The following is an 18,479-nucleotide window of genomic DNA, read 5'->3' as shown; positions in this document are numbered from 1 at the left end:
TATAAAACCGGCTCCTGTCAACATAAAAAGCCTACCGCAGCCATGCCCACCGCTTTGCCCAGTCGAGCAGGATGGCAGTGCGCCAGGCGGAAACGGTTTTAGCGCCCTGCTGTATGCCTTCGAACAGCTGGGCATCGGGGCGGTCAGTAAACCAGTTCGGGCCTAACCGGTAATCGTCAGGCGATGGTTTGCCCGGCCAGCCGTTCCGGACGACAAACTGTCCCTGCTGTTCGGGAAAACCGGCGATGTTGGCGGTCATCGTATACGTCAGTGTTTCGGCTTGTTTGGGTGAATACCGGATCGCATAATTCCCATCGCCCAGGTAATAGCCCGGCCATGTCTGCTGCCCGATCTTTGCCTTGACCGCCATTGTGAAACAGGCAGAATCCGGCGGCAGATTGATAACCGGTCCCTTGAACCGGAGTTCCACCACCGAATATACCGTCACAGTGTCGGCCAGCGTCGTGTTACGCCTGAAAACCACCCGCGGGCTATGCGTAAACCGCGTAAAGCTGCCGCCCCAGCCGGCTTTCAGCGGATTGGCAGGGTCGCCATCCATCATGTACAGCAGCGAAGGCGTATCCCCCATCTTCACGCTGCCTTTGTAGTAGTGTTTAAAGTCCTCGCCCAGACGGCCGGCACCACGGATATAGCGGTCGTAATAGCGGTCGTTCCGGAGGCTGTCCGGCGCGGCTGTGTCGGTAAAGAAACCATAGTACGACCCATTGGCTTCGATCAGCCACAGGTTCGGGAAGTGTTCAGCGATGTAGGCATAGCCGTTGGCACCCCATTTCTTGTTAGGTCCGCCAATCCAGTATACCCTAATTTTATCCTGAATATCCGGTGCGTCGTGTAAAGCCTGCGCTACATCGTCAAGACCACCCCAGACCAGTACCCAAAGCGGTTGACGCGAGGGTTTGCGGGCACAGTTGATGATCCAGTCAGAGCCTTCAGTGGCGGCGGCATACCCCTTGAACGGCAGCAGGCCGTGCCGCCCCTGCTTACAGATGGCCCGCAGCGCATCCGCCGACGGATAACCTTTGGCATGCTTAGCCAGTTTCGGCAAATCCTGCTCATACAGACCGATCATATCCAGCAAATGCTGCTTTGTGCCGTTCCCGTACGAAGGCGACGATACGAGCCCCTCAGTCGTAAAGAGGTTGCTGTACATCAGAAAATGCGCCATCGACTGGTTATCGTCCGGATCGGTGCCGCCGATGTCGGTGCTGATCAGGATACGCGGTTTAACCGGCACAGGCTGTTGTGCCCAAAGTACCGCAGGCACAACGGCCAGCCAGCAGGTTACCCACAGGTTCCGGATCATTTTGGTGCAGTCGTCAAACTTTGCTCCGAGGCACCCTGACCAAATTCGGCTTTCTTCTGCGCCTTTGTCAGATCGGTGCCGGTCACGCTGATTTGCCGGCTCCGTTCGCCGTTGATCGAAAACAACAGGCCCGCATTCGGGTCGTAAGTAATGCCGTCAAACGTCAGCTGCTGCCCGTTTTCAACCAGAATTACCGGCTTTGTTTCCTTCGTCACAAACTGCGCCTTCCGGATCTGAATCCCGCTGGCGTCGATCAGTTCAACACCTTTGTCGGCCTGTAGAAACAGCCGTTCCATCACGATGTTTTTGACGGGCATTTCGGGCAAACCGCGCACAAAAACGCCTTTTGTCGCACCGTGGCAGACGATATTCTCAAAATGCATATCGCGGAAAACCGGCGTTCCTTCGTTTACTACCGGCCGCATATCGCGCTCCCCGTCGGTCGCAAACTTAACGAAGTAGTACATGTCGAAGAATATGGCTTCCTGCGCGATGTCTTTCATGAAGATGTCTTTGGCGTAGATGTGCTCTACCACCCCGCCGCGCCCCCGGACCGATTTGAAGCGAAGGCCTTTATCGGTACCAATAAACGTGCAGTTATAGACAAAAATATTACGCGCCCCGCCGCTCATTTCGCTGCCGACCACAAACCCGCCGTGGCCGTTATAGACGGTATTGTTGCGGATCACGCCGTTTTCGGTCGGCATTCCCCGCTTACGGCCCTCTTCGTCCTTACCCGACTTGATGCAGATCGCATCATCGCCCACGTCGAGCGTACAGCCTTCGATCAGGAAGTTTTTGCAGGATTCAATATCCATACCATCGCCGTTGTGGGCGTATTCCGGATTTTTGGTGGTCACGTTCCGGATCGTCAGGTTCCGGCACATGAGCGGATGCAGGCACCAGGCCGCTGAATTCTGGAACGTAACACCTTCCAGTAATACGTTTCTGCAGTTGGTGAACACTACCAGATTCGGCCGCAGCATATCCTTCATATCGGCAAAATCCTGCGGGGTCTTGCCGTCGGTGAGCAGCATGCTGCGGTTACCGACGCTCGCCCGTTTGAACTGCTCGCTCGGATACCACGTTTTGCCGTCGTCTTTCAACACACCGCCCGACTCTATTTTCTCTTTCCACTGGCTTTCGGTCAGCTGATTTTTATTAACAGCCCGCCACACGTCGCCGTTTCCGTCGACAATCCCCTGACCGGTAACAGCGACATTTTCGAGATTTATCCCCGACACCGGCGACTGATTCCGGGCAGCCCGCTTGCCTTCGTACGTGCCCTCAACGAGCGCATACTGGCTTTTATCGGTTGTAAACAACAGGGTTGCCGCCTTTTTCAGGTGCAGGTTCACATTGCTTTTCAGCTCAACCGGCCCCGTCAGCCACAAACCGGCAGGTACCAGCACCACACCCCCGCCCTTCTGACTACACGCCTGAATGGCGGCATTTATGGCTTTGGTGTTAAGGGTATAGCCATCCGGTTTTGCCCCATAGGCGGTGATGTTGAGTGTGTCTTTCCGGAAAACCGGCTGCGTGATTTTCGGCAGGTTTTTCCAGCTGTAAGGGGTCGGGTTCTGCGCATGTACAAACTGACCGGCGGATAAGGCAAGGGTCAATCCAAGGCACGTTACATAGTTATTCATGGAAAATTTCATGGCTTATCTGTAAGTCAATTTTCTGCCCCGTCCACCGCAAGAGAACAGGCTCATTTTGAAAAAATAGATTGTAAAACGGACTGCTATTCAAAACAGGCTGTCATTTAAAACGGAATATCATTCCGTTCTACATATATCCATCAGGCATCCAGCCTCCCCGTCTTCAGGTACTGCCCGGGGGTTTTGCCGGTGATCGCCTTAAACTGGCGGTTAAAGTTCGAGAGGTTCGTGAAGCCACAGGCAAAGGCAATCTGGCTGATCGACTGCTCCGACTGTAACAGCAACCGGCACGCGTGTTCGACCCTGATTTCGTTAAGCAGCTGCGAAAACGTTTTCCGCGTATGAATCTTGAAAAACCGGCAAAAGGCCGTCGGGGTCAGGTTGGCCACGTCGGCCACATCTTCCAGCGTAATCGGCGAGGCATAATGCAGCAACAGGTAGTTAAACACCTGATCCAGCCGCTGGTGGTCGTCGGGGCGGCGGGGTTGCTCGTAAGCACTTGTCGACAGCACTTCCCGCGCCGGATGGCTGGCCAGTTCGTCCATCGCCCGCATAAGCGTCACCAGCTGCTCAAACGGCCGTTGCTGCGGCAGCGATTCCAGCATCTCGGTCAGGGCCGTCGGCTCCTGGCAGCGGAGTCGTACGCCATGCCGGGCATCGTTCAGCAACTGCTGCAGATGCGCCGTTTCGGGTAAGCCGAACAAACCTACCTGTTCCGGTTTAAAGAAAATGGTGTAGGATACTGACCGCAAATCCGCCTGTCCGCCATAATACTCCGGATCGCTGCGGAAGACGTGCGGCAGGTTTGCCCCCAGCAACAGCACGTCGTAGGGACGAAAGCGGTCAATCTTATCGCCGATAATCTGCGACCCTTCGCCTTCACGGATCAGGGTCAGCTGAATCTCGGGATGGAAATGTAAACGCCCGTAGAAATGTGCTTCTACGTCCTCCTGAACACGGAACGACCGGTCATCAACCGCCGGAACCCGAAACAAAAGCGCCTTCATTGATACTTGTTTGTTATGCAACTGCAAGATTACTGAAAATACAGGCAAAAAAAGTATTAGAATACATTAAATTCAGTTTAGCTCATCTGCTGCTTTTTCCGGAACTTTGATTTCAGGACTTATACAACCGATTACTCATGGCAACACCTGTTTCATGGCAGGGGGTTTACCCCGCTATTCTGACGCCGTTCACCGCCGACGACGAACTTGACCTACCCCTGTTCCGTAAAAACCTTAACGCTCAGATCGACGCGGGCGTACATGGCGTGATTCTGGGCGGCTCGCTGGGCGAAGCCAGCACCATCACCCGTTCAGAGCGCCTTCAGCTGCTCGAAACGGCCCTGGAGGTTAGCGCCGGCCGCGTTCCGGTGATCATGAACGTGGCAGAATCCATCACCCGCGAAGCCATAGCCGCTGCCAAAGAAGCGGAAGCCAACGGTGCCGACGCCCTGATGCTGCTCCCGCCAATGCGCTATTTCGCTGATTCGCACGAAACAACGGTGTTCTTCAAATCCGTTGCCGAAGCGACCAGCCTGTCGATCATGCTGTACAACAACCCGGTCGATTATAAGATCGCCATTACGGTGCCGATGTTCGAAGCCCTGGCCGATGTACCGAACATTGCCGCAGTGAAAGAATCTACGCGCGACCTGACCAACATCACCCGCATGCGCAACGCCTTCGGCGACCGCTTCAACATCCTCGGTGGTGTGGATACGCTGGCCCTTGAAGCCCTGTTGCTGGGCGCAGATGGCTGGGTAGCCGGTCTGGTTGATGCCTTCCCGCAGGAGACGGTTGCGATCTATGAACTGGCGAAAAGCGGGCAGATTGAAGAAGCGCTCCAGATTTATCGCTGGTTTATGCCGTTGCTGGAGCTCGACATTCAGCCAAAACTAGTGCAGTATATTAAATTAGCCGCCGCTGCCACCGGCATCGGTTCTGAGTATGTCCGGGCCCCTCGCCTGATGCTGACCGGTGCTGAGCGCGAGCGCGTCCTCGACGTGATCGAATCATCGCTGGCCATACGGCCGGCGCTGGCAGTCTAGCCGACTCTTATTCTTTTGTCTTCTGATGAAAACATTCTTCTGCATCGACGCCCATACCTGCGGCAACCCTGTCCGGGTGGTAACGGGCGGTAGCATCCCGCACCTGCAGGGCGCAACGATGAGCGAAAAACGGCAGCATTTTCTGGCCGAATACGACTGGATCCGGAAAGGGCTTATGTTTGAGCCACGGGGTCACGACATGATGTCGGGCAGTATTCTGTACCCGCCGTCGGATCCGGCCAACGATGCCGGGGTGCTGTTTATCGAAACGTCGGGGTGTCTGCCCATGTGCGGCCACGGCACCATCGGGACCGTAACCGTTGCCATTGAGCAGGGGCTTATTACGCCCAAAACACCGGGACTACTGCATCTGGAAGTACCGGCGGGGCTGGTCCGGATCGAATACCGGCAGGAAGGCCGTAAGGTGAAGTCGGTGAAAATCACGAACATCAAGTCGTATCTGGCCGCCGAAAACCTGACCGTGGAATGCCCGGATTTAGGCACCCTGACGGTAGATGTGGCCTACGGCGGCAACTTTTACGCCATCGTTGACCCGCAGCCGAACTTTCCGGGACTACAACACTACACCGCCGATCAGCTGGTCATGTGGAGCCGTGTGCTGCGGCAACGCCTCAACGAACACCACAGCTTTGTGCATCCTGAAAACGAGACGATCCGCGGCCTGAGCCACATTCTCTGGACCGGCGAACCGCTCGACCCGACATCGACCGCCCGTAACGCTGTTTTTTACGGTGATAAGGCCATCGACCGGTCACCGTGCGGCACGGGCACATCGGCGCGGCTCGCGCAGTGGTACGCCAAAGGCTGGCTGAAACCAGGCGAAGAATTTATTCACGAAAGCATCATCGGTTCGAAGTTTATCGGCCGGATCGAAGCCGAAACCGAATTGGGCGGCAAACCGGCGATTGTGCCGAGCATTGAAGGCTGGGCCATTATTCACGGGTTCAACCATATTTTATTCGACGAAGAAGACCCGTACGTACACGGATTTCAGGTTATCTAAACACAGCACCGGACAACGTTTTGTCCGGTGTTTTGCTGCTCTATGAACGTTACCATTATTGGTGGAGGGGTAAACGGGTTATTCTCGGCCTATTACCTGCAACAGGCCGGCCACACCGTCCGGCTCATTGAACGGAATCATTTTGCCGACAGCTGCTCGCACGGCAATGCCGGTATGATTGTGCCGAGCCACATCATTCCGCTCGCCCAGCCGGGTATGATCGCCAAAGGCATGCGCTGGATGCTGAAATCAACCAGCCCCTTTTACGTGAAGCCACGACTCAGCCGGGAGCTGATGCGGTGGGGCTACCTTTTCTGGCAACATTCGACGGAAGAGCACGTAGAACGGGCCATTCCCGTACTCCGCGACCTGAGTCTGCTCAGCAAGAAACTGTATCAGGACCTGGCGGCTTCGGGCACCGCTGACTTCGGCTGGCACGAGCGCGGGCTGCTGATGCTGTACCAGACGCAGGACAATGAACACGAAATGGGCGAAGAAGCCCGGATTGCCAACCGCGCCGGTATCGACGCACAGGTGCTCTCGTGTGCGGGCGTTCAGGCGCTGGAACCCGACGTAAGTGTTACCGTGCGCGGCGCCGTGTACTACCCCGGCGACGCACACATCAACCCGAATAAACTGATTCAGGAGCTGGTCGCGTACCTGCGGAAGCAGGGCGTTGCTATTGCCGAAGGGGAAGATGTTGTCCGGTTTGAGACACAAGGCAAAGCCATTCAGCAGGTGATTACCAACAAAGGCGCGTACAAAACCGATGCCGTGGTTGTTGCAGCCGGTGCCTGGTCGCCGGAACTGGCGAAACTGCTGGGCTTGTCGCTATCCCTGCAGGGCGGCAAAGGCTACAGCTTCATGCAGGCCGACCTGCCCGCGAACATCCGTGTGCCGGCCATTATGCTCGAAGCCCGCGCCACGGCCACGCCGATCGGCAACAGCCTGCGTTTTGCCGGAACACTCGAAGTGGCCGGTACCGACATGCGGGTGAATATGAACCGCGTACGGGGCATTTCCGAAGCCATCAACCGCTACTATCCCGAATTGACGGTTAAGCTGCCGGCGGCGGAATCGGTATGGCGGGGGCTGCGTCCCTGCTCGCCGGACGGTATTCCGTACATCGGCCATGTGCATCGTTTTGAGAATCTGGTGCTGGCAACGGGGCACGGCATGATGGGCGTCAGCCTCGGACCGGCAACAGGTAAGCTGGTTGCGGAAGCGTTATCGGGACAGACAACGAGCCTTGATCTGGCCCCGTTCAATCCGGAACGTTTCAGCTAGGTGCGTTTGTTATTCTATAAAACGAGGACACTTTTATGGAATCGACAACAACCGTACTCAACACGTTTGAACAGGAAATTACAGCGGCAGCGGCAGAACGCCGGTTTGTCCGTCTCGAATACATGACGGATCTGCACGAGTTTATTAAAGCGGATGTGCTGGTGAAAGGCCGCGCATCGCAGAATGATACCGATACACTACTGCTGGCCACCGGTCAGGAAGTGCCGGTTAAAAAGATTGTGAGCATCAACGGCGTTATTTCGCCGAATTATCCCGGATACGACAATTACTCGTGTAATTGTTAATTTGAACGGCCCTTCCAGGAAGTTTTAAACTTCCTGGAAGGGCCGTTCAAATTAATTAATCACCTCAAAACCGCAGTACGGCACCAGTACTTTCGGAATACGGATACCTTCCGGTGTCTGGTTGTTTTCCAGAATAGACGCCAGAATACGCGGTAAAGCCAGCGCGGAGCCGTTCAGCGTGTGTAACAACTGGGTTTTCCCCTCTACCTTATAACGCAGCTTTAACCGGTTAGCCTGATACGTTTCAAAGTTTGAAACAGAGCTTACTTCCAGCCACCGCTGCTGCGCCGCCGACCATACTTCCATGTCATACGTCAGGGCCGACGTAAAGCCCATATCGCCGCCACAGAGCCGCAGCACACGATAAGGCAGTTCGAGGTCCTGCAACAGGCCCTGCACATAGAGGCTCATTTCTTCCAGCGTCTGATACGATTCTTCCGGCTTGCGGATCTGCACGATCTCTACCTTATCGAACTGGTGCAACCGGTTCAGGCCACGTACGTGCGCACCCCATGAACCGGCCTCGCGGCGGAAACAAGGTGTATACCCTACGTTTTTGACCGGCAGCTGGTCTTCGCTTACGATCACATCGCGGTACAGATTCGTAATGGGTACCTCCGCCGTCGGAATCAGGTACAGCTCATCGGCAGTGGCAAAATACATCTGCCCTTCCTTATCCGGCAACTGGCCCGTACCGAAGCCTGAATCCTTGTTGATCAGGATCGGCGGCTGCACTTCCAGATAACCGGCCTCCAGCGCCTTGTCGAGGAAGAAGTTGATCAGTGCCCGCTGGATACGGGCCCCCTTGCCTTTGTAGACCGGGAAGCCGGCACCCGTGATCTTGATACCCAGTTCAAAATCAATGATGTTGTATTTCTTAATCAGGTCCCAGTGCGGCAAGGCATCATCGCCCAATACCGGTTTGTCGCCGTTTTCCAGCACCACCTCATTATCCTCGGCCGAGCGGCCTTCCGGTACGCTGCTGTGGGGCAGGTTCGGCAGGGTAACCAGTACGTCCATTACTTGCTGTTCCAGCGTTTTCAGGCTTTCTTCCAGTTCTTTCGAGCGGCTTTTAAGCTCAGCCGTTTCGGCTTTGGCGGCCTCGGCAGCTTCTTTTTGGCCTGACTTCATCAGCGCCCCGATTTCCTTAGCCTTCGCATTTGATCGGGCCAGCACGTCGTCGAGTTCTTTCTGTGTATCACGGCGTTGCTGGTCGAGCGTCAGTACCTGCTCTACCGCTTCGTCGGCATTTGCCACCCGTTTCTTTTTTAGGCCCGCGAGTGTCAGTTCTTTATTCTCACGGATGAAGGGAAGTTGTAGCATTGTTTAATTGGTTAGTAGTTGCTCGATGGCAGCTATAAATTCTTCAGTTTCCTCTAATAATGGCAGTATCTTTTCCGGTGTATACTGAATAATCCCCGCGTTTCAGATTGGTCTTCCATCGAGAGAAATATTGCCGTATAAAGGCGACGCCGGCCGTTTAACCCACTCACGCTTTTCGTGGACAATTGGGTTAATAATCTGCTCTGAAGCCAGTTCCAACTCTGTAAAGGTATCCCATATGGCGTATTCCAGTTTCTGATCGGGCGTCTTATCCGTCAATACCAGAAAATCCCAGTCAGAATTACGACGGTAGTCACCTCTTGCCCGGGAACCGAACAAATAAACTTCCGCCTCCGGATCAATTGCTAATATGCTTTCTTTTACCTGTTTCAGAAAAAGACGCTTGCTGATTTTTTTCATATCGCAGCCATTTACCGTTACGAAGTTACAGAATAAGCACCGGATAGCGGCACGGCAGCCGGTATAACAAAAGACCCCGGCACATGTCTGATGTACCGGGGCCGTCTGTTACAGGCCGAACAATCCTTCGTTCAGCGCATTCAGGGCCTCGGCCTTATAGCGGCCATGCATCAGCAGGGAAATATTGTGCTCAGTCCCGCCGTACGAAATCATCCGGATCGGAATATTTTTCAGCGATTCCAGCACTTTCAGGGCGATACCCGGGTGGTCGGCACTGAAATTACCTACCACACAGACAATGGCCTGATCGTAGTCCGGTTCTTCCAGATCGCAGAACGTCCGCAGCTCGTCCGTCAGCGCCTGAATATTCGTCGTATTGTCAATCGTTACCGACACCGATACTTCCGACGTCGCAATCAGATCGACCGGCGTTTTGTACTTCTCGAAAATCTCAAAAATGCGGCGCAGGAAGCCATAGGCGTTCAGCATACGGGTGGAGTGGATATACAGGGCCGTAATGCCATCCTTGGCGGCAATCGCCTTGAATACCTGATCCGACGACGTGCTGGTGCGCTCGGCAATCAGTGTCCCCGGCGCTTCCGGATCCATCGTGTTTTTCAAACGAACCGGTACGCCACGCAGCTTGGCCGGCGTGATCGTTGACGGGTGCAGAATTTTGGCACCGAAATAGGCCAGCTCTGCAGCCTCGTCAAAGGTCAGCTCACGGATCGGGAAGGTTTTTTTCACAATCCGCGGGTCGTTGTTATGCATACCGTCGATGTCGGTCCAGATCTGTACCTCTGCCGCACGGATGGCGCCACCGATCAGCGAAGCCGTATAATCCGATCCGCCGCGTTTCAGGTTATCGACCTCACCACGCGGGTTGCGGCAGATAAAGCCCTGCGTCACAATAATTTCCTTGTCATCGTGTCCCCGCATGATTTCGCGGAGCTTTTGTTCAATTAAGTCCAGTTCAGGCTCGCCATCGGCGTCAATCCGCATGAACTCCAGCGCCGGCAGCAGTACCGATGGTACGCCCTGCTCTTCCAGATAGGCCGCAAACATCTGCGTACTCAGCAGTTCACCTTCCGCAACGAGCTCTTTCTCCTGCTTCAGGGTAAACGGCCGGTTTTTTGTCAGCGAACGGATAAACGAGAACTCATTTTCGATAATCTGCTGGCCTTTTGCGAAGCCTTCAGACGTTTTATACAGTTCGCGGATAAACGAGTCGTAATGCGCCTTCAGGTGTTCCATCTTCTCGCCTGCTTCGTCGGGCAGGTTCGCTTTCAGCGACTCAGCAATCGACAACAACGCATTGGTCGTACCCGACAGGGCCGATAAAACAACAAATTTCCGACCCCCATCCGAGGTCACCAAATTGCGAATCGAGTGCATGCGTTCAGGCTTGCCCACCGATGTTCCGCCAAATTTCCAGACGTGCATTTTTAATTGAGTGAATTAGCGATTGAGTGAATGAGTGATTGCTGCAAAACCGTTTCGCTCAATCACTCATTCACCCAATCACTCATTAGAAAGTGAAACTATAAACCTGTTGTTGGAGGCCGAGCATTTTGATGGCGGTCATGGCGGCTTCGTCGCCTTTGTTACCATGTTTGCCACCTGCCCGGTCGAGTGCCTGTTGCTGGTCGTTGGGTGTCAGTACCCCGAAAATCACCGGTTTGCCGCTTTTCAGGCTGACATTGGTGAGGCCCTGTGCCACGGCGTGATTGATGTAGTCGTTGTGCTTGGTTTCCCCCTGAATCACGCAGCCAAGCGCGATTACGGCGTCAATATCATCGCGGTTGGCAAACCACTGCGCTCCCAGTGTCAGTTCAAAACTGCCCGGTACGTTTCCACGGATAATGCGGTCGGCCGAGGCACCATACGCCAGGAGTGTGTTATAGGCGCCTTCGAAGAGCGCTTCGGTTACTTCGTGGTTCCACTCGGCGACCACGATGGCAAACCGGCGATGGCTGATATCCGGTATGTTTTCTGTCGAGAAAACGCTTAGATTCTTATGGGCTGATGACATGATAACGATCTGTTTCTGTTTGACTGAATGAGCCAGGATACCTGCCCGTCACGGCTGAATCTCAGACTAAAAAAAAGGACAACGCCTGGCCGACGTTGTCCTTCTGGTAGTAGCTTATGTACGTACGCTTATGACTCGCCGGCCTGTGCTTCGAGCAAGGATTTATACTTCTTGGCGTTCACGGCATCAGCCGACTCAGCGTATTTATCAATAATCGTGTTGTACGTTTCGATAGCCTTATCGTTCTGCTTGGCCTGTTCGTAAGCAACAGCCAGTTTCGTCAGATAACCGGGCGTAAAGAATTTGTTCGGCTTGTAGTCCGCCGCTTTCTGGTAATAGCTGATGGCGTCGTCAAAGCTTTTCTTTTCCATATAGGCGTCACCAACCAGGGCGTAGGCACGCGCCTGTACCAGCAGATCTGATGAGCTGAAACCTTTCAGGTGCTCAATCGCATCGTCGTACTTACCTTCTTTCAGTAAGGCAACACCTGCGTAGAACTCAGCCAGGTTACCGGCATTTGTTGACCCATAGTTATCCGCAACAGACAGCAGACCCGTCGTTGCACCGGTGCCGTTCAATGCTTGTTTCAGCGAATCGGCTTCGAACTGATAAACAGGTTGGAAAAGTTTGTTTTGTGCTTCTTCATCCTGTGTACTCATATAATACCGATAGCCGAAGAATCCACCAACAACCACAAACAGGCCTACAACTATGCCTACAACAATGTTACGGTTTTCCTGGAAAAAGTCTTCCGCACGTTCCAACTGACCGGCCAATGCGTCCGGATCTTCCAGAAATTCCAGTCCCGTGTTCTTTTTGCTCATACAGCGTTTAATTTGGAACGCAAAATTAGGAACTTTTCGATTTTCAAAAAAGCTTCGGTTTCAAAAAAAGTGTTTTGGTACTTAGATATTTGGCTTTTTTCACGACGAAAACCGAATCGCTGCACGCTTCCGGAAATCTGCCTGCCGGCTGAACGCTTGTCAGACCACCCCGCTTACCCCGTCAGTCAGGTCCCGGACGGCCATCATTTCTGTAGTCCGGACCTCTCTGATCTGGTGCGGCAGCAGTGTTTCAACCGCAACGGATTCACCTTTGAGCGTTACAAACTCGACTTCGTATGCCTTACCTTCTCCGTATACCGTAACAATCGTACCGACGTCGCCCTTCCGGAGCCGGCTATTCGCCGGATTCTCTTCAAGAACAACCAATGAAAACTCTTCCATATCAATTGACAAATAATCTATCTGATGACAACTGACAGCCGGTACGGTTGTTTAAAATAATACTGAAACCGCTTCTTTCCCATAGCAAATAGCGGACCAGATTTTTTCAGGCACAAAAAAAGGCTGGTCTGCCGGCCTCCCTGCTGTGCAGTTGCGGCGATAGACCAACCTCTTGTCTGTATATACTGTGCCTATTCCATCAGGAACGGATAATCCTTCTGCACGTAAACGTCCTTGAACGCTTCGTCAGCCGCCGGATATGGCGACTCTTCGGCAAACTTCACTGATTCCTCAACGATACCCTTAATTTTCTTGTCGATAGCCGCCAGGTCTTCTTCTGTTGCCAGATTGCGCTCCAGAATAGTTGCCCGTACCTGCTCGATCGGGTCGCGCTGTTTATACTGCTCAACCTCTTCTTTGGTCCGGTATTTCTGCGGATCCGACATGGAGTGACCACGGAAGCGGTACGTACGCATTTCGAGGAAGGTCGGGCCTTCACCGGCGCGGGCACGGTCGGCAGCACGGCTCACGGCATCGTGTACGGCCTCTACGTCCATCGCATCAACCGGCTCCGACGGCATGTCGTAAGCTTCACCGAGGGTATACAGCTCCGTCACGTTCGAGGTCCGTGCCACGGAAGTACCCATGGCGTATCCGTTGTTTTCCACAACGAAAATCACCGGCAGCTTCCATGTCATCGCCATGTTGAACGCTTCGTGTAACGCACCCTGACGAACCGCACCGTCACCGAAGAAACAAATGCAGAGGTTTTGTGTCTTGTTATATTTTTCGGCGAAAGCCAGACCGGCACCCAGCGGAATCTGTGCACCTACGATCCCGTGACCACCAACGAAGTTCACTGACTTATCGAAGATGTGCATCGAGCCGCCTTTGCCTTTCGACGAACCGGTTTGCTTGCCAAATAATTCGGCCATGATCGCGTTCGGGTCAGAACCCAGTGCGAGCGGGATACCATGGTCACGATAGGCCGTAATCCACTTGTCATCTTTGGTCAAGGCAGAATACGAACCTGACGAACAGGCTTCCTGACCAATGTAAAGATGGCAAAAGCCCCGGATTTTCTGCTGACCGTATAACTGGCCGGCTTTCTCTTCAAATTTCCGTTGCAATACCATCGATTCGTACCAGTACATGTACCGCTCTTTGGGATGCTCAGTCTTTGCGGCGGCTGGCGTGTCGCCCTTTTTCGTTTTTTCTTTGACGCTTGCCATAATGCTTATTTCAGTGTCGGCCTTACTACTGTCAGTTGAACAATCCAACCGTATCTTTGTTGCCAATAGCGAGTTCAGTTCATCTGCCGGACAGACGAACAGGCTTTTACAACCCGGCTGCGAAATTACGCATTATCGGATTATTTAAGACACTTGACGGGAGACAATAGAAAAAAGACTGACGAAAACCGGAATTTTGCCGGTTTTCCACCGCTTTTGCTCCCCAAAAATCAGCGCGCATGCATCTGGAAAAGCTCAGCCTGACCAATTTTAAAAACTACGAAGATGGCCGGTTTACCTTCGGCCCGCAAATCAACGTGATTGTGGGACCCAACGGTAGCGGTAAAACCAACCTGCTGGATGCCGTTTATTTTCTGACCCTGAGCAAAAGCGCCTTCCAGTCGCAGGATACGCTGACAATCAACCACGACGCTGATTATTTTATCATCGACGGTTTTTTTTATAAGGACGCCGACGATGAAGCGGGCCAGAACCGCGTGCAGATTACGGTGAGTCTCCAGCGCGGCCAGCGCAAGGTGCTGATGGCCGACAAAAAGCCTTATGAGAAAGTAAGCGAGCATATCGGCCGGTTTCCGGTGGTGCTCGTTGCTCCCAATGATACCGACCTGGTGCGTGAACACAGCGAAGACCGGCGGCATTTTTTCGACGGCGTGCTGTCGCAGCTCGACGGGGATTACCTGCGTGATTACCTGATGTATCAGCAGATTCTGAAACAGCGGAACAGCGTTCTGAAGCTCTTTGCCGAACGGGGCAACGTTGACCATGACCTGCTGGACACCTACGACGAGCCCATGCTCGAACTCGCCGTACGGATTCATAAACGGCGGGCGCAGTTCGTGGCGGAATTTCTGCCCCAGTTCAGGGCACATTACACGTACCTGAGCGACGCCCGCGAGCAAGCGGATATTGTCTACGAATCGGAAGTAGGCAATCCGGACTTTGCCGCTCAGTTCCGGCAGAACCGGCGCCGCGATGTCGCCCTGCAACGGACTACCATGGGCGTTCATAAGGACGATTACTCGTTTTTGCTTGGCATGCCCGACGGCAGTACTACTGCCCTGAAGAAGTTCGGGTCGCAGGGCCAGCAGAAAACCTTTGTAATCGCCCTGAAACTCGGGCAGTTTGAGCAGCTTAAGCAGGAAAAAGGGATTAAGCCCATTCTGCTGCTCGACGATATTTTCGATAAACTGGACGACATCCGGATCGGCAAGCTGATCCGGCTTATGGAGGACCGGACGTTTGGCCAGCTGATCATTACCGATGCTCGGCCCGAACGCACCACCCAGCTTCTGGACGGTGTGCAGGCCGATGTCCGTTTTTTCCGGATTGGTCAGTAACCTTCGTTGTTGGCGACGGCTGCCTGGTCAGTAAGCCGGGCAAGCGGTGATGCCGACAGTGCCGTTTCGCTTTCCTTGCCCAGCCGCCGGTTTTCCCCGATGCCGCCCGGCTCCGGCAGCCAGTCGTTCACCAAAGCCAGCGCCTCCGCCGTCAGGTTAGGCATGAGCCCATGAACGGCATTCGCCAGTTTAGCGGGCCACGAGATAATCAGTTCGGCGTCGCCGTGGCGGCAGGCATCCAGAATCTGCCGGGCACTTTCCTCAGCTTCCATCGTCAGGAACGGCAGCGAATCCCCGATTTTGAACCATGCATATTCTTTTTCGTGCTGCCCCTTGAACGTGGCATTGCGCGGGCTTCCGGTCCGCATCAGGCCGGGGCATACGGTCGTTACCAGAATATTGCCGGACTGTAGTTCGGCCCGTAAACCCTCTGAATACCCGACCAGCGTAAACTTACTGACCGAATAGGGCAACAGGTGCGGCACCGATACCTTACCACCAAATGAGGCAATATTGACGATCCGGCCCATCCCCTGCCGGCGCATATGCGGCAGCACGGCGTTAATGGTGTAGTAGCTCGCCCAGAAATTCGTGTCCATCGACTCCCTGAAATCAGTATCGGTCAGGTGTGCTAAAGGCGATACGAGGATAATGCCGGCATTATTAATCAGCACGTCGATTTTGCCGAATACCTGAATCACATCGCTGATAAAGGTATTGACCTGATCGCGGTCGGTAACGTCGCAGGGATACGTCAGCACGAGCGGATTATAGGGCAGAATCTGCTGTTTAGCCCGTTCGAGCTCCTGAATGTCGCGGGCGCACAGAGCGATGTTGGCACCCGCCTCGGCCAGTTGCCGGGCCAGCACCAGACCGAGCCCGCGCGACCCGCCGGTGATAACCACTGTTTTACCGGTAAATTCCATGCGGCGGCGTTGCCGGATCAGCTGTTTTACCGCCCATACTGCCCCTGCTCCTGCGAGCCCCCACAACCATGCTTTTCCTGTACGCATACGCTTTTGTCCCGTTCGGATGATAGACCTACCCAATTCAACAGCCCGTCCGGACGAATGTTAGGCCATCCGGCTGGAAATGAGCGAATGGGCTGCCAGGGTATTTTTTGTCGCTCCTTCCGGCCGGAATGCTACCATCCCACGCAAATTTGGTACCTTTGCCGAATGATTTCGATTACCAACCTGTCGTACTATCTGGGTAGCCGGGCACTGTACGAAAATGCTTCGCTACATATCAAGCCTGGCCAGAAAATCGGCCTTATCGGTCTCAACGGAACAGGCAAATCTACGTTACTACGGATCATCATTGGTGAATACCAGCCCGACGGCGGCACCATTTCGAAGGCCGGTGACGTAACCATAGGGTTCCTGAATCAGGACCTGCTTTCGTATCAGACCGACGACTCGATTCTGTCGGTAGCCATGCAGGCCTTTGAGCGCCAGAACAAGCTACAGGCGATCATTGATGAGCTGCTGCACCAGATGGAAACGAACTACACCGACGATCTGGTGGACAAACTGGGCCGTGCTCAGGAAGAATTCGAATCCCTGGACGGATATACCGTGCAGTCACGGGCCGAAGAAATTCTGGAAGGTCTGGGCTTCTCGACAGCCGACCTCCAAAAGCCGCTGCGGATGTTTTCGGGGGGCTGGCGGATGCGGGTAATGCTCGCCAAACTCCTGCTCCAGAAGCCGTCTTTGCTCATGCTTGACGAACCAACCAACCACCTGGACTTACCCTCGATCCAGTGGGTGGAAAAATACATTCAGACCTACGAAGGTGCCGTGATTGTGGTCTCACACGACCGCGAATTCCTCGATAACGTAATTAATGTTACGGTTGAAGTATCAGGTGCGAAGCTGAATTATTACCCTGGCAACTACTCATTCTATCTGGAAGAGAAAGCCCAGCGGAACGAAATTCAGAAAGGCGCGTACGAGAACCAGCAGGCCAAAATCCGGCAGACCGAGCGATTTATTGAGCGGTTTAAGGCTAAAGCCTCGAAGGCCAAGCAGGCTCAGAGCCGTGTGAAACTGCTCGAAAAAATGGATATGATTGACGATGTAATCGACGAAAACGCACGCGTTAACTTTAAATTCAATTTTTCGACACAGCCAGGCCGCCACATCCTGCACCTGGACGATATCAGCAAAGCTTACGGCGAAAAACGCATCCTGACCCGTGCCGACATCAGGCTGGAGCGGGGCGACAAAGTGGCCCTCATCGGCGCCAACGGCCGTGGTAAGTCAACGCTGTTGCGGATCATTGCCGGTAACGAACCGGTGGAAGGCGAACGCCGGCTTGGCCACAACGTATTGTTCAGCTTCTACGCCCAGCACCAGCTCGAATCGCTGAATGTCGACGACAACATGCTGGAAGAGCTGAAGCAGGCCAACCCTGAAAAAAATGAAGGGGAGCTGCGGGGTGTTCTGGGTTGTTTCCTGTTCTCGGGCGACGATGTGTTCAAGAAAATTAAAGTACTGTCGGGTGGTGAGAAATCTCGGGTTGCCCTGGCAAAAGTACTGCTGTCACAGGCGAACTTCCTGCTGCTTGACGAACCGACCAACCACCTTGACATGCAATCGGTCAACATCCTGATTCAGGCGTTGGCGCAGTACGAGGGCACATACGTGGTGGTTTCTCACGACCGGTATTTTGTGTCGCAGATTGCCAACAAGATCTGGTACATCGAAGACGAACAGATTAAGGAATATCCGGGCACGTACGACGAATACGAAACGTGGCTGGAAGAACGGAAAGAGCAGGGCGTTAAAAATGCCTTTACTGACAATAAACCCGCTCCGGCACCGGTAGCGCCAAAACCGGCCGCTGTCGCACCAGCAAACGATAATGAGCGTAAGGACCTACAGAAGGCCCTGAAAAAAGCCAATCAGCAGGCAGAAGAAGCGGAAGGCAAAATCAGTCAGCTGGAAGCGCGCAAGGGCAAACTCGAAGCCGAACTCGCTGACCCGTCGACCTACGGCGACGACAAGCTGATGCAGGCCAAAAACGACGAATATCACCGGCTGACGAACCAGATTGATCAGCTGCAGTCCCAGTGGGAAAGCGCCATGCTCGAAGCCGAGCAACTGGAAGCGAAACTAGGTTAATTCTGAGATACTTATGCTAGTGGTGGCACGACGCAAAGTCGTGCCACCACATTTTTTTAATAAATAAAACACCAGAAGCCAACCCTGGCGGTGAGCTCAAAGCCGGGGG

17 protein-coding genes are annotated in these 18,479 nt (G+C 54.0%); 6 read left to right on the top strand and 11 right to left on the bottom strand.

The window, feature by feature from the left end; all coding sequences use genetic code 11:
* Positions 1 to 31: 31 nt before the first annotated feature.
* The 3 genes from AC23NW_RS01155 to AC23NW_RS01145 all read right to left on the bottom strand — a co-directional run bounded on the left by AC23NW_RS01155 (position 32) and on the right by AC23NW_RS01145 (position 3,992).
* Positions 32 to 1,324 (bottom strand): nucleoside hydrolase-like domain-containing protein, encoded by a 1,293-nt coding sequence (locus tag AC23NW_RS01155; RefSeq protein WP_487447147.1) that lies wholly within the window; start codon positions 1,322 to 1,324, stop codon positions 32 to 34.
* On the bottom strand, positions 1,321 to 2,985 hold the full coding sequence (locus AC23NW_RS01150; protein WP_487447145.1) for a glycoside hydrolase family 28 protein: 1,665 nt from the start codon (positions 2,983 to 2,985) through the stop codon (positions 1,321 to 1,323). The genes AC23NW_RS01155 and AC23NW_RS01150 overlap by 4 nt, the downstream gene beginning before the upstream one ends.
* 140 nt (positions 2,986 to 3,125) lie before the next feature.
* Positions 3,126 to 3,992 (bottom strand): AraC family transcriptional regulator, encoded by an 867-nt coding sequence (locus AC23NW_RS01145; RefSeq protein ID WP_487447144.1) that lies wholly within the window; start codon positions 3,990 to 3,992, stop codon positions 3,126 to 3,128.
* Between the two features lie 137 nt (positions 3,993 to 4,129).
* Between AC23NW_RS01145 and AC23NW_RS01140 the strand changes: the two genes are divergently transcribed.
* From AC23NW_RS01140 to AC23NW_RS01125, 4 genes are read left to right on the top strand one after another with little or no spacing between them, the layout of a single operon-like run.
* A complete protein-coding gene (locus AC23NW_RS01140; protein ID WP_487447143.1) occupies positions 4,130 to 5,038 on the top strand; it encodes a dihydrodipicolinate synthase family protein in 909 nt (302 codons plus the stop codon).
* A 25-nt stretch (positions 5,039 to 5,063) separates the two neighbouring features.
* The gene (locus tag AC23NW_RS01135; RefSeq protein ID WP_293834214.1) at positions 5,064 to 6,062 is read left to right on the top strand and encodes a 4-hydroxyproline epimerase; all 999 of its coding nucleotides are present in this window, start codon (positions 5,064 to 5,066) and stop codon (positions 6,060 to 6,062) included.
* 42 nt (positions 6,063 to 6,104) lie between these two features.
* Entirely contained in the window at positions 6,105 to 7,349 is a 1,245-nt protein-coding gene (locus AC23NW_RS01130) for an NAD(P)/FAD-dependent oxidoreductase (protein WP_487447142.1), read from the top strand.
* 35 nt (positions 7,350 to 7,384) lie between these two features.
* The gene (locus tag AC23NW_RS01125) at positions 7,385 to 7,654 is read left to right on the top strand and encodes a hypothetical protein (protein WP_293834216.1); all 270 of its coding nucleotides are present in this window, start codon (positions 7,385 to 7,387) and stop codon (positions 7,652 to 7,654) included.
* Positions 7,655 to 7,705: 51 nt separating this feature from the next.
* Here the strand turns inward: AC23NW_RS01125 and serS are convergent, their stop codons facing one another.
* The 7 genes from serS to pdhA all read right to left on the bottom strand — a co-directional run bounded on the left by serS (position 7,706) and on the right by pdhA (position 13,887).
* Positions 7,706 to 8,977: a serine--tRNA ligase gene (gene serS / locus AC23NW_RS01120; RefSeq protein ID WP_487447141.1), complete on the bottom strand. Its 1,272-nt coding sequence runs from the start codon at positions 8,975 to 8,977 to the stop codon at positions 7,706 to 7,708.
* 102 nt (positions 8,978 to 9,079) lie between these two features.
* Positions 9,080 to 9,397: a nucleotidyltransferase domain-containing protein gene (locus AC23NW_RS01115; protein WP_487447140.1), complete on the bottom strand. Its 318-nt coding sequence runs from the start codon at positions 9,395 to 9,397 to the stop codon at positions 9,080 to 9,082.
* 108 nt (positions 9,398 to 9,505) lie between these two features.
* Complete coding sequence (locus tag AC23NW_RS01110; RefSeq protein ID WP_487447138.1) at positions 9,506 to 10,840, bottom strand: aspartate kinase; 1,335 nt, start codon at positions 10,838 to 10,840, stop codon at positions 9,506 to 9,508.
* 85 nt (positions 10,841 to 10,925) lie between these two features.
* Positions 10,926 to 11,429 carry a 6,7-dimethyl-8-ribityllumazine synthase gene (gene ribH / locus AC23NW_RS01105; protein ID WP_487447136.1) on the bottom strand — a complete coding sequence of 168 codons (504 nt, stop codon included), beginning with the start codon at positions 11,427 to 11,429 and terminating at the stop codon, positions 10,926 to 10,928.
* A gap of 128 nt (positions 11,430 to 11,557) precedes the next feature.
* The gene (locus AC23NW_RS01100) at positions 11,558 to 12,253 is read right to left on the bottom strand and encodes a tetratricopeptide repeat protein (RefSeq protein ID WP_487447134.1); all 696 of its coding nucleotides are present in this window, start codon (positions 12,251 to 12,253) and stop codon (positions 11,558 to 11,560) included.
* Between the two features lie 159 nt (positions 12,254 to 12,412).
* Complete coding sequence (locus AC23NW_RS01095; protein ID WP_487447132.1) at positions 12,413 to 12,655, bottom strand: DUF4926 domain-containing protein; 243 nt, start codon at positions 12,653 to 12,655, stop codon at positions 12,413 to 12,415.
* Positions 12,656 to 12,846: 191 nt separating this feature from the next.
* A complete protein-coding gene (gene pdhA, locus AC23NW_RS01090) occupies positions 12,847 to 13,887 on the bottom strand; it encodes a pyruvate dehydrogenase (acetyl-transferring) E1 component subunit alpha (RefSeq protein ID WP_293834223.1) in 1,041 nt (346 codons plus the stop codon).
* Between the two features lie 239 nt (positions 13,888 to 14,126).
* Between pdhA and recF the strand changes: the two genes are divergently transcribed.
* A complete protein-coding gene (gene recF / locus AC23NW_RS01085; protein WP_487447130.1) occupies positions 14,127 to 15,245 on the top strand; it encodes a DNA replication/repair protein RecF in 1,119 nt (372 codons plus the stop codon).
* Here recF and AC23NW_RS01080 read toward each other — a convergent pair.
* On the bottom strand, positions 15,239 to 16,258 hold the full coding sequence (locus AC23NW_RS01080) for an SDR family NAD(P)-dependent oxidoreductase (protein WP_487447128.1): 1,020 nt from the start codon (positions 16,256 to 16,258) through the stop codon (positions 15,239 to 15,241). The two genes, recF and AC23NW_RS01080, sit on opposite strands and share 7 nt — an antisense overlap.
* Before the next feature lie 165 nt (positions 16,259 to 16,423).
* Here AC23NW_RS01080 and AC23NW_RS01075 point away from each other — a divergent pair, with 165 nt between their 5' ends.
* A complete protein-coding gene (locus AC23NW_RS01075) occupies positions 16,424 to 18,370 on the top strand; it encodes an ABC-F family ATP-binding cassette domain-containing protein (protein WP_487447127.1) in 1,947 nt (648 codons plus the stop codon).
* The last annotated feature ends 109 nt before the right edge of the window (positions 18,371 to 18,479 follow it).

This window comes from Arsenicibacter sp. R0_47 (genome assembly GCF_057652235.1).
Note: the sequence above shows the minus strand (reverse complement) of the source record. Positions and strands in the feature narration are given on the sequence as shown.

Excerpts from the sequence above, each read along its gene's own strand:
- AC23NW_RS01075 (WP_487447127.1), top strand. The coding sequence starts at position 16,424 with ATGATTTCGATTACCAACCTGTCGTACTATCTGGGTAGCCGGGCACTG.
- AC23NW_RS01145 (WP_487447144.1), bottom strand. The coding sequence starts at position 3,992 with ATGAAGGCGCTTTTGTTTCGGGTTCCGGCGGTTGATGACCGGTCGTTC.
- AC23NW_RS01130 (WP_487447142.1), top strand. The coding sequence starts at position 6,105 with ATGAACGTTACCATTATTGGTGGAGGGGTAAACGGGTTATTCTCGGCC.
- AC23NW_RS01095 (WP_487447132.1), bottom strand. The coding sequence starts at position 12,655 with ATGGAAGAGTTTTCATTGGTTGTTCTTGAAGAGAATCCGGCGAATAGC.
- AC23NW_RS01150 (WP_487447145.1), bottom strand. The coding sequence starts at position 2,985 with ATGAAATTTTCCATGAATAACTATGTAACGTGCCTTGGATTGACCCTT.
- AC23NW_RS01135 (WP_293834214.1), top strand. The coding sequence starts at position 5,064 with ATGAAAACATTCTTCTGCATCGACGCCCATACCTGCGGCAACCCTGTC.
- serS (WP_487447141.1), bottom strand. The coding sequence starts at position 8,977 with ATGCTACAACTTCCCTTCATCCGTGAGAATAAAGAACTGACACTCGCG.
- ribH (WP_487447136.1), bottom strand. The coding sequence starts at position 11,429 with ATGTCATCAGCCCATAAGAATCTAAGCGTTTTCTCGACAGAAAACATA.
- AC23NW_RS01115 (WP_487447140.1), bottom strand. The coding sequence starts at position 9,397 with ATGAAAAAAATCAGCAAGCGTCTTTTTCTGAAACAGGTAAAAGAAAGC.
- AC23NW_RS01125 (WP_293834216.1), top strand. The coding sequence starts at position 7,385 with ATGGAATCGACAACAACCGTACTCAACACGTTTGAACAGGAAATTACA.
- AC23NW_RS01080 (WP_487447128.1), bottom strand. The coding sequence starts at position 16,258 with ATGCGTACAGGAAAAGCATGGTTGTGGGGGCTCGCAGGAGCAGGGGCA.
- pdhA (WP_293834223.1), bottom strand. The coding sequence starts at position 13,887 with ATGGCAAGCGTCAAAGAAAAAACGAAAAAGGGCGACACGCCAGCCGCC.
- AC23NW_RS01155 (WP_487447147.1), bottom strand. The coding sequence starts at position 1,324 with ATGATCCGGAACCTGTGGGTAACCTGCTGGCTGGCCGTTGTGCCTGCG.
- AC23NW_RS01140 (WP_487447143.1), top strand. The coding sequence starts at position 4,130 with ATGGCAACACCTGTTTCATGGCAGGGGGTTTACCCCGCTATTCTGACG.
- AC23NW_RS01110 (WP_487447138.1), bottom strand. The coding sequence starts at position 10,840 with ATGCACGTCTGGAAATTTGGCGGAACATCGGTGGGCAAGCCTGAACGC.
- AC23NW_RS01100 (WP_487447134.1), bottom strand. The coding sequence starts at position 12,253 with ATGAGCAAAAAGAACACGGGACTGGAATTTCTGGAAGATCCGGACGCA.
- recF (WP_487447130.1), top strand. The coding sequence starts at position 14,127 with ATGCATCTGGAAAAGCTCAGCCTGACCAATTTTAAAAACTACGAAGAT.